The organism is Shimia marina (genome assembly GCF_001458175.1).
In the GTDB taxonomy this organism is placed as follows: Bacteria; Pseudomonadota; Alphaproteobacteria; order Rhodobacterales; family Rhodobacteraceae; genus Shimia; species Shimia marina.
Genome location: NZ_CYPW01000006.1, coordinates 363,414 through 375,381 on the forward strand (window position 1 = coordinate 363,414; position 11,968 = coordinate 375,381).

The window sequence follows — 11,968 nt, forward strand, 5'->3', positions numbered from 1 at the left end:
TTTATGGGTTTTCCACAAGTTTCCGTAGGGTCAGAGGAAAGCGGTCTCATCAAAAGAGCGCAATTTACGCGAATGCAAACGTTCCAGTGGCATTTCACGCAACCGTTCCATGGCACGGATCCCAATCAGCAGGTGCCGTGCGACCTGTGTCTTATAGAAGTCACTCGCCATGCCGGGAAGTTTCAATTCCCCATGCAGCGGTTTATCGCTCACACAAAGCAGCGTCCCATAGGGCACCCGAAAGCGATAGCCATTGGCCGCAATTGTCGCACTCTCCATGTCCAGCGCCACGGCGCGCGACTGGCTCAACCGCTGCACAGGCCCGCTGTGCTCCCGAAGCTCCCAGTTGCGGTTGTCGATGGTCGCCACCGTCCCGGTGCGCATCACGCGTTTCAGCTCATAGCCGGACAGCTCCGTCACCTCAGCAACAGCCTCTTCCAAAGAGGTCTGCACCTCCGCAAGCGCCGGGATCGGCACCCAGACCGGAAGGTCATCATCCAGCACGTGATCCTCACGCAGATAGGCATGCGCCAGCACAAAATCCCCAAGGCTCTGAGAATTGCGCAGCCCCGCGCAATGCCCCACCATGATCCAGGCATGAGGCCGCAAGACGGCGATATGATCCGTCGCCGTTTTGGCATTGGACGGCCCCACACCGATATTCACCAGCGTGATCCCTGATCCATCCGCACGTTTGAGGTGATAGGTCGGCATCTGTGGCTGTTTGTCCACCGGATCCAGCGGCGCATCCGCCTCGGTGATTTCCACATTTCCGGTGCTGACAAAGCTGATGTAGCCGCTCTTTTTGTCCGCCAGCATCTGACGGGCATAGGCCTCAAACTCTGTCACATAGAACTGATAGTTGGTGAACAGCACATGGTTCTGGAAATGCTCCGGATCCGTGGCCGTGTAGTGGCTCAACCGCGCCAGCGAGTAATCCACCCGTTGCGCGGTGAAAGGCGCCAGCGGGCCAACACCATCCATCCCCACACTGGCGGTGCCATTCACAATGTCATCATTGGTGGTCGACAGATCGGGCACATCAAAGATGTCGCGCAGCGTGAAATCCGCTGCCCCCTCCTGCGGCACGGTCATATCGCTGTGGGCGGCGACCGCAAAATGCACTGGAATCGGCGTACTCGATGCGCGTACTGTCACCGGCACCTTATGATTCTCCAGCAGCAACCCAATCTGTTGCTCCAGATAATGCCGGAACAGATCTGGCCGCGTGATGGTTGCCGCATGCATACCGGGTTCTGCCACATGGCCAAAGCTCAAGCGGCTGTCCACCTGGGCAAAACTCATCGTGACCACCCGAACCTCAGGGTAAAACGCACGAATGCGATGTCCGTCCGGCCCCTTGCGCAGTGCACGGCCAAACTGCTCACATAGGTAAGAAGTCGCAATGCGGTACAGCTCTTCAAGACGCGCCACCGCCGCCTTGGGATCGGTGAAAGTTTCAGGGGCAGGCACCGCTGGGGAATGCACGGGAATATTCTGTGGAGTCATTTCACCGCCTTAATCACGTCAGTCATTTCAAATTTTGTCACATCTACCAGCCCCAGATCGCTAATCCGCAACTCCGGGATCACCACCAGCGCCAGAAGCGAATGCTGCATATAGGCGTTGTTGAGCGTACAGCCGCAGGCCTCCATCGCCTCAACCATTTTCTGCGCCTTGGCCGCAACCTCCGTGGCAGGCGCATCTGACATCAGACCGGCAATCGGCAACTCCACCAGCGCAATCTCTTCGCCATCCTTGAAGACAGTCACGCCGCCGCCCACAGCGCCAAGCCGGTTGGCGGCCTGCGCCATGCTCGCACGATCCGTGCCCACCACAATCATATGATGGCTGTCATGCGCCACTGTGGAGGCCATCGCCATTTTACCGGTGTAGCCAAAACCGGACACAAAGCCATTGGTCACACCTCCGGTGCCCAAATGCCGCTCCACCAGTGCGATCTGGCACACATCCTGCGCCCTATCACCTTCCACCACGCCATCGACAACCATCAGATCCGCCGTCAGAGCCTTGGTCGGGGCTTGGTTTTCAATCACGCCAATCACATTGGCCGTAACCGCCTGCGCGCCCTCTGGTGCGGCCACCTCAAAATCCGCCGCCGTGCGGTTGCGCCCCAGATTGACCGTCTGACGCGCATGCTCTGGCCAGTCATAATGCGGGCAATCCACCAAAACCTCGCCATCTTTGGCCACGGTTTTCCCACGCGCAATCACCTGCTCAATCGGCAGGGTTTTCAGATCACTGGTCAGAATCACATCCGCCCGCCGTCCCGGCGCAATGGAGCCCAGATCCCGCTCCAATCCGAAATGCGTTGCGGTGTTGACCGTCGCCATCTGCAAGGCCACCACCGGGTCACAGCCACAATCGATGGCATGGCGCACCACGCGGTTCATGTGACCATCGTTGACCAAAGTGCCGGAATGGCAATCATCCGTGCACAGGATAAATCCGCGCGGATCCAGCCCCTTTTCCGTCACTGCCGTGATCTGGGTTTCCACATCATACCACGCAGATCCAAGCCGCATCATCATGCGCATGCCCTGCCGGACCCGTGCAATCGCATCCGCCTCACAAGTGCCCTCATGATCATCCGCCGGTCCCCCTGCGGCATAGGCATGGAAGTCCTTGCCAAGATCCGGCGAGGCATAATGCCCGCCCACGGTCTTGCCAGCCTTCTGTGTGGCCGCGATTTCCGCCAGCATCTGCTGGCTGCCGTTGATCACACCCGGGAAATTCATCATCTCACCAAGGCCAATGATGCCGGGCCATTGCATCGCCGCCGCCACATCATCCGGCCCGATCTCATAGCCTGTGGTTTCAAGCCCCGGCGCAGAAGGCGCACAGCTGGGCATCTGCGTGAAGATATTGATGGGCTGCATCAGCGCCTCATCATGCATCATCCGCACCCCTTCCAAGCCCAGCACATTGGCAATCTCATGCGGATCGGTGAACATGGTGGTGGTGCCATGGCCGATCACCGCTCGGGCAAATTCCGCCGGGGTCAGCATGCCGCTTTCAATGTGCATATGCCCATCACACAGACCTGGGATCATAAAGCGCCCTTCGGCCTCGATGATCTCCGTGCTGGCACCAATACAGTGGCTGGCATCCGGCCCGACATAGGCGATCCGCCCTGCGATCACGGCAATATCATGCCCCGGCAAAATCTCGCGGGTGTGCACATTCACCCACTGTCCGTTTTTGATGACAAGGTCGGCCGGGCTGCGCCCCGCAGCCACTGCGACCAGTTGAGGGGCGACATCCGCCCAGCTCTGAAAATACGTCTGTTCCATGGCCCAAGGTGACACGCAGACTTCCGGGGTTCAAGCGCCTGTCGTTTGAAGATTTTGCGAAAGCACAGTTTGCGGGATGTCACCCCCTCCACCATCTGACACTGCCCACCGTTTGCGCACCCCGGGGGAGGCCACCGCGCGCGGTGCCGGGGGCCGCGCCCCCAGGCTCAGCTCCGCTGAGCCACCGAGATACGCAGGGAGATACGCACCAGGGAAACCTGTCTGTTTGCGACCCATTGCAAAGGTCGCAAATCGAACAGACCATCGGTTTTTCTCCGTGCTGAACTGCGCCATAAGACGGAGGTACGCCATGACAGTCAGCAGCCAACGCCCAAACATCGCCCATTGGCAGGATCGCGTGGATCTGGCCGCCGCCTTTCGCTGGACCGCGCGTCTCAACATGCATGAAGGCGTGGCAAACCACTTCAGCCTCGCCATTGATCCCGATGGCACCCGCTTTCTGATGAACCCCAATCAGCGCCACTTTGCCCGCATCAAAGCCAGCGACCTTCTGGAGATCGACGCCAACGCCCCTGATACCCTCCAAGGCCCTGATGCGCCGGACCCCACGGCCTGGGGGTTGCATGGCGGCATCCACCGCGCCTGCCCCCACGCACGCTGCGTCATGCATGTGCATTCGATCTTTGCCACCGTTCTGGCCAGCCTCGCAGACTCTCGCCTGCCCCCAATCGATCAGAATTGCGCCACCTTCTACAATCGTTACGTGATTGACGAAGGCTACGGCGGCCTTGCTTTTGAGGAAGAAGGCACAAGATGCGCTGCGCTGCTGACAGACCCAAAGAAAAAAGTCATGATCATGGGCAATCATGGTGTCCTCATCATAGGGCAGAGCGTCGCCGAGACATTCAATCGGCTCTATTACTTCGAACGCGCCGCAGAGACCTACATCCGCGCCCTGCAAACCGGCCAGCCGTTGCGCATCCTGTCCGATGAGATTGCCGAGAAAACCGCGCAGGAGCTTGAAGATTATCCCGAACAGGACGTCCGCCATCTGGCGGAATTGAAAGCCATCCTCGATGAGGAAGGATCCAACTACGCCACTTGATGGCGGGACACGCGCATTTGGGAGGATCGCGTCATGCCCCACGACTTTGCAACCGACGCCGAAGCCGAGCGTTGGCACTATCGACCGCCAGAGCCAGTCCGCCTCAATCCGCTTTTTGACTGGCCCCCACGTCCAGCTGCCATCCTGCATTGGTATCGTGGGGCCTGGCTCATGCTCACAGCCCTCACAATCCCGCTTCTGATCGCCCTCGTCATCTGGGCTTTTGTGCTGCCACCTCTGGAGCAGATGCAAAGCTTCCATATCAGCTGGATCGCCACGGTCTGGTTGATGAACGTGATCCCTCAGACGCTGATTGCAGGGGGGCTGCACTGGTGGCTCTATATGCGCAAAGGTCAGGGCATGCGTAAGAAGTTCGACAAACGGGACCTCACGCGCAAAAACGGGACCTTCACGTTCAACAATCAGGTCCTCGACAACATATGGTGGACATTGGGCAGCGCCATGACCGTCGCCAGCCTATACCAATGCGTGATCTACTGGGTCATGGCCAATGGCTGGGTGCCCATGCTCAGCTTTGCACAGTCTCCACTGGCCTGTCTGCTCTGGATGGCGCTCATCCCGATGTGGTCCGGCTTGCATTTTTACTGGGTTCACCGGCTCGAACATCACCCCAAGCTCTACAAACATGTGCATGCCGTCCATCACCGCAACGTCAATGTGGGGCCCTGGTCAGGCATCTCAAACCACTGGTATGAGAACTTTTTCTACTTCACGACTTACTTCATCCATCTGATCATTCCCTCCGCACCACTGCATCTGTTGTTTCACAGCTATTTTCAACAGATCAGCCCGGTGTTCTCCCATTGCGGCTTTGAGAGGCTGATCGCCAAAGACACAGAAGTCGCCAAATCCGGTGATTTTTTCCATCAGCTGCACCACAGGTATTTCGAATGCAACTACGGCACCTCCGAGATCCCCTTTGATAAATGGTTTGGCACCTTTCACGACGGCTCCGCAGAAGGCACAAACCGCACCCGCGCGCACAAAAAACAGATGTACACGCGATAGGCCTCAGCCCTGGCGCAGCGCGCGTGGTGTTGTGCCAAAGGCTTCCCTGAAGGCCCGCGTCATCGCCGCCGGGCTGGCGTAGCCCGCGCGCAAGGCAATCTCGGCAACCGACAGATCGGTCTCTTCCACCAGCTTGCGCACCAGATTGAGCCGCAGCCGCCGATAGACCGCCGCTGGCACCGCGCCCAATTCGCGGCGCATGCGATGCTCCAGCGTTTTTTGCGTGGCGCCCGCCCGCGCCGCGACCTGCGCAATGGTCAGCGGATGCTCCAGATTCTCCTGCATCACGGCCAATGCCCGATTGACCAACCGTCCCGCCGGTGTTGCCCCCCCGCTGTGAGAGCGCGCGCTGTCTCGCATCATGAAAAGCTGCGCCACCTCCACTGCCAGCGCCTGCCCAAGATCCCGCCCAATCAGATGCAGAATCAAATCAAAGGCCGCCATCGCCCCGGAGCAGGTGATCCTGTCGTGATCCATCACATAGCGTTCTCGCAAAACCTCCACCTCTGGGAAGCGTTCTGCAAATGCGGTCAACTCCTCCCAGTGAATGGTCGCCTGATAGCCATCAAGCAATCCCGCCTCCGCCAGCAGCCAACTGCCCGTGTCCATGCCGATCACCTGATCAAAGCGCTGCGCGGCCGCACGCAAGGCGCGATGCGTTCCCCCACCCCCATGCGCGCGAAACCCATAAGAGGGCATCACGATCAAACAATCGCCCTGCACCCCACCAATGGCACTATGCGGTGTCACGGAGAGGCCCGACGAGCTGCTCACAACCGCGCCATCCAGCGAAACAAACTGCCATTCAAACAACTGTCGCCCGGTCAAACGATTGACCGCGCGCATGGGCTCCACCGTGTTGGCCAGACAATGGTTGGAGAACCCGTCAAACAAAAGCACGGCCACATTCTGCGCCGCGGCGTGAGAATTTTCCCAATACTGCATGATTTAGTGATAATTCCGCATCTTACCTTCGGTCAAGCGCCCTGATGCTTTCCCAAACACGCACATGGAGCCCCCGCATGCAGTTTGGTTTGAGCGCAGAACAGGAGATGATCGTCTCCACCGTCCGCAGCTTTGTGGAAAATGAAATCTACCCACATGAGGCCGAGGTGGAGCGCAGCGGTCAGGTGCCGCTGGAGCTTGGCAATCAGATCAAACAGAAATGCATCGACCTGGGGTTCTATGCCTGTAACTTCCCAGAGGAGGTGGGCGGCGCCGGTCTGTCCCATCTGGACTTCACACTGGTGGAACGCGAACTTGGCCGTGGCTCCATGGCGCTCACCCATTTCTTTGGCCGCCCGCAAAATATCCTGATGGCCTGCAACGCCGATCAGCGCGAACGCTATCTGCTCCCGGCAGTGCGCGGTGAAAAAATGGACGCGCTTGCCATGACGGAACCCGATGCCGGATCGGATGTGCGCGGCATGAAATGCCAAGCCCAGCGCGACGGTGGTGATTGGGTCCTCAACGGCTCCAAACACTTCATCTCCGGCGCTGAGCATGCGGATTTCTTCATCGTCTTCATCGCCACCGGCGTCGATGACACCCCCAAAGGTCCCAAAAAGCGCATCACCACCTTCCTCGTGGATCGGGGCACACCCGGGTTTGAGGTGCGCGAAGGCTACAATTCAGTCAGCCACAAAGGCTACAAGAACTATATCCTCACCTTTGACGACTGCCGCCTGCCAGATGCACAGGTGCTGGGTGAAGTTGATGGAGGCTTTGCCGTGATGAACGAATGGCTCTACGCCACCCGTCTCACTGTTGCCGCGTTCTCCGTGGGCCGCGCGCGCCGCTGTTTTGACTACGCCTTAAATTATGCTGCCGAGCGCGAGCAATTCGGCCAGCCCATCGGCAAATTCCAAGGGGTTGGCTTTCAAATTGCCGATATGATCACCGAAATAGATGCCGCAGACTGGCTCACCCTCGCGGCGGCTTGGCGACTGGACAACGCCTTGCCCGCCAACCGTGAAATTGCCTCCGCCAAACTCTATGCGTCTGAGGCTTTGGCACGGGTGACAGACACCACGCTGCAAATCTTTGGCGGCATGGGGCTGATGGATGATTTCCCCATCGAACGCTTCTGGCGCGACGCACGTGTCGAACGCATCTGGGACGGCACCAGCGAAATTCAACGCCATATCATCAGCCGCGACCTGCTGCGGCCCTTGGGCGCCTGATGGAAAGCATTGTGTTGCGCCCGCCCCTGCGGCACAACCTCCCAGACAGACGGAGGGAGACACCGCATGAAACCCGTTGTGACAATCACCTACTGTGTGGGCTGCAAATGGCTTTTGCGGGCTGGATGGATGGCGCAGGAGCTCCTGCAAACCTTCGAAGACACATTGGGAGGCGTCACACTCGCCCCAGCAGAGCTGCCCGGTACGTTCAAAATCACCGTGGATGGCAGCTTGCTGTGGGATCGCAAACGCGATGGCGGTTTTCCCGAAGCCAAAGAGCTGAAACAACGCCTGCGCGATGTGATCGCCCCAGAGCGCAGCCTCGGCCACTCGGATCGGTAGCGACATATGGCGCAGCGGGGGCCAGCCCCCGCACCCCCGGAGTATTTCCGGTCAGAAGAAGCCAAATGCGGTCCACCCCCCGCCATGGCGCAGCACAACGAGGGGCTTCTCCTGACGCGGCCATCGGCGCTCCCGCCTGTACCGCCCCCACAGCCTTCGCAATCTTGGTTAACAAAAGGTTACTTCTTCTGGCCCAAAATACTCCCGCCGGAGGCATAAAATCTGTTGCGGAGCGCCAGACATGACGCGTGACCTGTCTCGCCTGATCCGCCCCAAATCCATCGCCGTGATTGGGGGCGGGGCCTGGTGTGCCGAAGTGATCCGCCAGAGTGAAAAAATTGGTTTCACCGGCGACATCTGGCCTGTGCACCCCAAGGCCAACACCGTTCTGGGCCATCAGACCTATGCAACAATTGCAGATCTGCCTGCCCCCCCTGACGCCAGCTTCATTGGCATCAACCGCCATGCAACCGTGCAGGCTGTTGATGCGCTTGCTCAGCAGGGTGCAGGCGGAGCCGTCTGCTTTGCCTCAGGCTTTTCCGAAGCTGCTTCTGAGGATGCAGATGGGGCCGCATTGCAAGATGCGCTGCGCGATGCAGCGGGGGAGATGCCGATCCTTGGGCCCAATTGCTATGGGCTGATCAATGCGCTGGATGGGGCCGCACTTTGGCCCGATCAGCATGGCTGCTCCCCGGTTGACAGCGGCGTGGCCATCCTCACGCAAAGCTCCAATATCGCCATCAATCTCACCAATCAGCGGCGGGGCCTGCCGATTGCCTATGTGGCGACCTGCGGAAACATGGCACAGCTCAATCAGGCGGAGATCGCGCAGGCCTTTCTGGAGGACCCCCGTGTCACCGCCATAGGCCTGCACATTGAGGGCTTCACCAACCTGCGCGCATGGGAGGCTTTTGCCAGACGCGCCGCAGAAAAATCCATCCCCGTGGTGGTGCTCAAAGTCGGCGCAAGCGCAGAGGCACAGGCGGCTACCGTCTCTCACACGGCGTCTCTCGCAGGCAGTGACGCAGGCGCAAGGGCCCTGATCCGTCGGCTGGGCTTTGCTCGTGTGCATGAGTTGCCTGTTCTGCTGGAAACCCTCAAACTTCTGCACATGCAGGGCCCGCTCAAGAGCAACAGGATTGCCTCCATCAGCTGCTCTGGCGGCGAGGCCAGTCTGATGGCCGATACCGCGCTTGGCACCGGGCTCAGCTTTCCGCCTCTCAGCACCACACAGCATGCAGAGCTGCGTCAGGTGCTCGGCCCCATGGTCGCCTTGGCCAATCCGCTGGACTATCACACCTATATTTGGCGCGATGCCACCGCCATGGCGGCAGCGTGGACGGCCATGGCGCCCCCAGACATCGCCATGACGTTCACAGTGGTGGATTACCCCCATGAAAATCGCAGCGATTGGGCGTGCGCCACGCAAGCGGCCATCACCGCGCATGCCAACACAGAACGCCCCTTCGCCGTGGCCGCAAGCCTGCCAGAACTGATGCCAGAAGATGTCGCCAAAGAGCTGATCGCCGGCGGGGTGGTGCCGTTTTATGGGCTGCGCGAGGCCTTGGCCGCCACAGTCGCCGCCGCGCAGATCGCCCCTCCAGATCCCACGCCCCTCCTTCTGCCCGGCGATCCGATGGCCCCGGTTGTGTTGGACGAAGCCCGCGCCAAGGCGGAGCTTGAGGCCCATGGGGTCGATGTCCCCCATAGCCAAAGCGCCCGCGGCGCGCTGACGCTTCAAAAAGCGGCCGAGGGATTGCAGCCTCCCTTGGTGCTCAAAGGGCTTGGTATCGCCCATAAAACCGAAGCCGGTGCCGTGCGGCTGAATCTCACCGCCGCAACGCTTGAGAGCGCCGCACAGCCCATGCCGACAGAGCAGTTTCTCATCGAGGAGATGGTCACCGATGCTGTGGCAGAAGTGCTGATTGGGGTCACGCGGGATGCGGCCCATGGCTTTGTCCTGACCCTTGCAGCCGGCGGCGTGCTCACCGAACTTCTGGAAGACAGCACCTCCTGCCTTATTCCTGCCAGTCGCACAGATCTCCGCGAGGCGCTTCTGAGCCTGAAGATCGCCAAGCAGCTGACCGGGTATCGCGGCGCGCCACCTGCCAGCATCGAGGCCATTCTGGACGCAGCAGAGGCGCTTCAGGCCTATGTACTTGCCAACCGCACCACCTTGGAAGAGGTTGAAATCAACCCGCTGATCTGCACCCCCACCCGCGCGGTGGCCGCAGATGCGCTGATCCGAAAGGAACTCACATGACCGACAGCCCTGTCAAAACCCGCCGCGACGGTGCCATTCTCGAAGTCACGCTCGACCGCCCCAAAGCCAATGCGATTGATCTCGCCACCAGCCGTATCATGGGCGAGGTGTTTCGCGATTTTCGCGACAACCCGGACCTGCGTGTGGCCATCATCACCGGGGGCGGGGACAAGTTTTTCTGTCCGGGCTGGGATCTGAAGGCCGCAGCAGATGGCGACGCGGTGGATGGCGACTATGGCGTTGGCGGCTTTGGTGGCCTGCAAGAGCTGCGCGACATGAACAAACCGGTGATTGCCGCCATCAATGGCATCGCCTGCGGCGGCGGTCTCGAACTGGCGCTCTCTGCCGACATTCTGATCGCTGCCGACCACGCCTCTTTTGCGCTGCCAGAAATCCGCTCGGGCACCGTGGCCGATGCCGCCTCCGTCAAGCTGCCCAAGCGCATCCCGTATCACATTGCCATGGAGCTTCTGCTCACCGGCCGCTGGTTTGATGCAGAAGAGGCCCATCGCTGGGGTTTAATCAATGAAATCGTGCCCGCCGCCTCCTTGATGACGCGCGCATGGGAACAGGCCCGCCTGCTCGCCTCCGGCCCGCCGCTGGTCTATGCCGCGATCAAGGAAATCGTGCGTGACGCCGAAGATGCCAAATTCCAAGACGCCATGAACCGCATCACACAACGTCAGCTCCGCAGCGTCGATGTGCTTTATGACAGCGAGGATCAGCTCGAAGGCGCCCGCGCTTTTGCCGAAAAACGCGATCCTGTGTGGCAAGGCAAATAAGGCCGCATCCCCGACGCTGAGAATATCAGCATATGCGCGTGCCTGCCCAAGGCGCGCGATCACAAATCCACGATCCCTCTTGCCCCCGCTCATGGAGAGGGGCAGGGTGCCGCCATGACAAAGACACTGCTTTCCCTAGGTCACGGCTATTCGGCCCAGGCACTTGCGGCGCGACTGCTGCCTGAGGGCTGGACCATCCTTGGCACCCATCGCGACCCTGCTCAGGCGGAGGCGCTGCGCGCACAGGGCGTCACCCCCCTGCATTGGCCAATCGATTTTGAGGAGGCGTTGCAAAACGTCACCCATGTGCTCAGCTCCATTCGCCCTGACAAAGAGGGGGATCCGGTGCTGCGTGCTGGCAAGCAGGCCCTGCAAGCCGCCGCCCCCAATCTCACATGGGTTGGCTATCTCTCCACCACCGGTGTCTATGGCGATATGGATGGCGGCTGGGTCGATGAAGAAACCCCGCCTGATCCCGGCGGCATTCGCGGCAAGATGCGCGTCAAGGCCGAGGCCGAATGGCATGACGTCACCGGCCTGCCGCTGCACATCTTCCGTATTGCAGGCATCTATGGACCGGGGCGCGGCCCTTTTGCCAAGCTCCGTCGTGGCACCGCCCGCCGGGTCATCAAGAAAAATCAGGTCTTCTCCCGCGCCCATGTCGAAGACATCGCACAGGTGCTTGCGGCCTCCATGATCGCGCCCAATCCGGGGCGTGTCTATAATGTCTGCGACGACAGCCCTGCCCCGCCACAGGACATCCTGAGTTACGCCGCAGAGCTTCTGGGTATGGATCCACCACCGGAAGTGCCCTTTGAAGAAGCCGACATGACCCCCATGGCCCGCAGCTTCTATTCAGACAGCAAACGGGTGCGCAATAACCGCATCAAGGAAGAGCTGGGCGTGGAGTTGAAATATCCCAACTACCGCGATGCGCTGAAAGCGATGCTGGAGGCAGAAGAGACTTAACCGCGTTTATGCCTCAAGCA

General features: G+C 60.1%; 10 protein-coding genes. 7 read left to right on the plus strand and 3 right to left on the minus strand.

What is annotated here, in order from left to right:
• Positions 1-30 precede the first annotated feature (30 nt).
• Positions 31-1,509: an AMP nucleosidase gene (locus SHM7688_RS03575; RefSeq protein ID WP_058238618.1), complete on the minus strand. Its 1,479-nt coding sequence runs from the start codon at positions 1,507-1,509 to the stop codon at positions 31-33.
• A complete protein-coding gene (ade, locus tag SHM7688_RS03580; RefSeq protein WP_058238619.1) occupies positions 1,506-3,314 on the minus strand; it encodes an adenine deaminase in 1,809 nt (602 codons plus the stop codon). Before ade ends, SHM7688_RS03575 begins: the two co-directional genes overlap by 4 nt.
• A 310-nt stretch (positions 3,315-3,624) precedes the next feature.
• Between ade and SHM7688_RS03590 the strand changes: the two genes are divergently transcribed.
• Positions 3,625-4,380 carry a class II aldolase and adducin N-terminal domain-containing protein gene (locus tag SHM7688_RS03590; protein ID WP_058238621.1) on the plus strand — a complete coding sequence of 252 codons (756 nt, stop codon included), beginning with the start codon at positions 3,625-3,627 and terminating at the stop codon, positions 4,378-4,380.
• A gap of 33 nt (positions 4,381-4,413) precedes the next feature.
• Complete coding sequence (locus SHM7688_RS03595) at positions 4,414-5,409, plus strand: sterol desaturase family protein (protein WP_058238622.1); 996 nt, start codon at positions 4,414-4,416, stop codon at positions 5,407-5,409.
• A gap of 3 nt (positions 5,410-5,412) precedes the next feature.
• On the opposite strand, the gene SHM7688_RS03600 is transcribed toward SHM7688_RS03595, so the two are convergent.
• Complete coding sequence (locus SHM7688_RS03600) at positions 5,413-6,354, minus strand: GlxA family transcriptional regulator (protein WP_058238623.1); 942 nt, start codon at positions 6,352-6,354, stop codon at positions 5,413-5,415.
• A gap of 77 nt (positions 6,355-6,431) precedes the next feature.
• Between SHM7688_RS03600 and SHM7688_RS03605 the strand changes: the two genes are divergently transcribed.
• The 5 genes from SHM7688_RS03605 (at position 6,432) to SHM7688_RS03625 (ending at position 11,948) form a co-directional block, all read left to right on the plus strand.
• Positions 6,432-7,592, plus strand: a complete 1,161-nt coding sequence (locus SHM7688_RS03605; protein ID WP_058238988.1) for an acyl-CoA dehydrogenase family protein — start codon at positions 6,432-6,434, stop codon at positions 7,590-7,592.
• A 66-nt stretch (positions 7,593-7,658) separates the two neighbouring features.
• On the plus strand, positions 7,659-7,934 hold the full coding sequence (locus SHM7688_RS03610) for an Rdx family protein (protein ID WP_058238624.1): 276 nt from the start codon (positions 7,659-7,661) through the stop codon (positions 7,932-7,934).
• 241 nt (positions 7,935-8,175) lie between these two features.
• Positions 8,176-10,197, plus strand: a complete 2,022-nt coding sequence (locus SHM7688_RS03615; protein ID WP_058238625.1) for an acetate--CoA ligase family protein — start codon at positions 8,176-8,178, stop codon at positions 10,195-10,197.
• Entirely contained in the window at positions 10,194-10,979 is a 786-nt protein-coding gene (locus SHM7688_RS03620; RefSeq protein WP_058238626.1) for a carnitinyl-CoA dehydratase, read from the plus strand. Before SHM7688_RS03615 ends, SHM7688_RS03620 begins: the two co-directional genes overlap by 4 nt.
• Positions 10,980-11,093: 114 nt before the next feature.
• Positions 11,094-11,948, plus strand: coding sequence for an SDR family oxidoreductase (locus SHM7688_RS03625; RefSeq protein ID WP_058238627.1), 855 nt, complete (start codon positions 11,094-11,096; stop codon positions 11,946-11,948).
• Positions 11,949-11,968 lie beyond the last annotated feature (20 nt).

Bases quoted from the DNA above. Each gene is read 5' to 3' on its own strand.
- SHM7688_RS03575 (WP_058238618.1), bottom strand. From the start codon at position 1,509: ATGACTCCACAGAATATTCCCGTGCATTCCCCAGCGGTGCCTGCCCCT.
- ade (WP_058238619.1), bottom strand. From the start codon at position 3,314: ATGGAACAGACGTATTTTCAGAGCTGGGCGGATGTCGCCCCTCAACTG.
- SHM7688_RS03590 (WP_058238621.1), top strand. From the start codon at position 3,625: ATGACAGTCAGCAGCCAACGCCCAAACATCGCCCATTGGCAGGATCGC.
- SHM7688_RS03595 (WP_058238622.1), top strand. From the start codon at position 4,414: ATGCCCCACGACTTTGCAACCGACGCCGAAGCCGAGCGTTGGCACTAT.
- SHM7688_RS03600 (WP_058238623.1), bottom strand. From the start codon at position 6,354: ATGCAGTATTGGGAAAATTCTCACGCCGCGGCGCAGAATGTGGCCGTG.
- SHM7688_RS03605 (WP_058238988.1), top strand. From the start codon at position 6,432: ATGCAGTTTGGTTTGAGCGCAGAACAGGAGATGATCGTCTCCACCGTC.
- SHM7688_RS03610 (WP_058238624.1), top strand. From the start codon at position 7,659: ATGAAACCCGTTGTGACAATCACCTACTGTGTGGGCTGCAAATGGCTT.
- SHM7688_RS03615 (WP_058238625.1), top strand. From the start codon at position 8,176: ATGACGCGTGACCTGTCTCGCCTGATCCGCCCCAAATCCATCGCCGTG.
- SHM7688_RS03620 (WP_058238626.1), top strand. From the start codon at position 10,194: ATGACCGACAGCCCTGTCAAAACCCGCCGCGACGGTGCCATTCTCGAA.
- SHM7688_RS03625 (WP_058238627.1), top strand. From the start codon at position 11,094: ATGACAAAGACACTGCTTTCCCTAGGTCACGGCTATTCGGCCCAGGCA.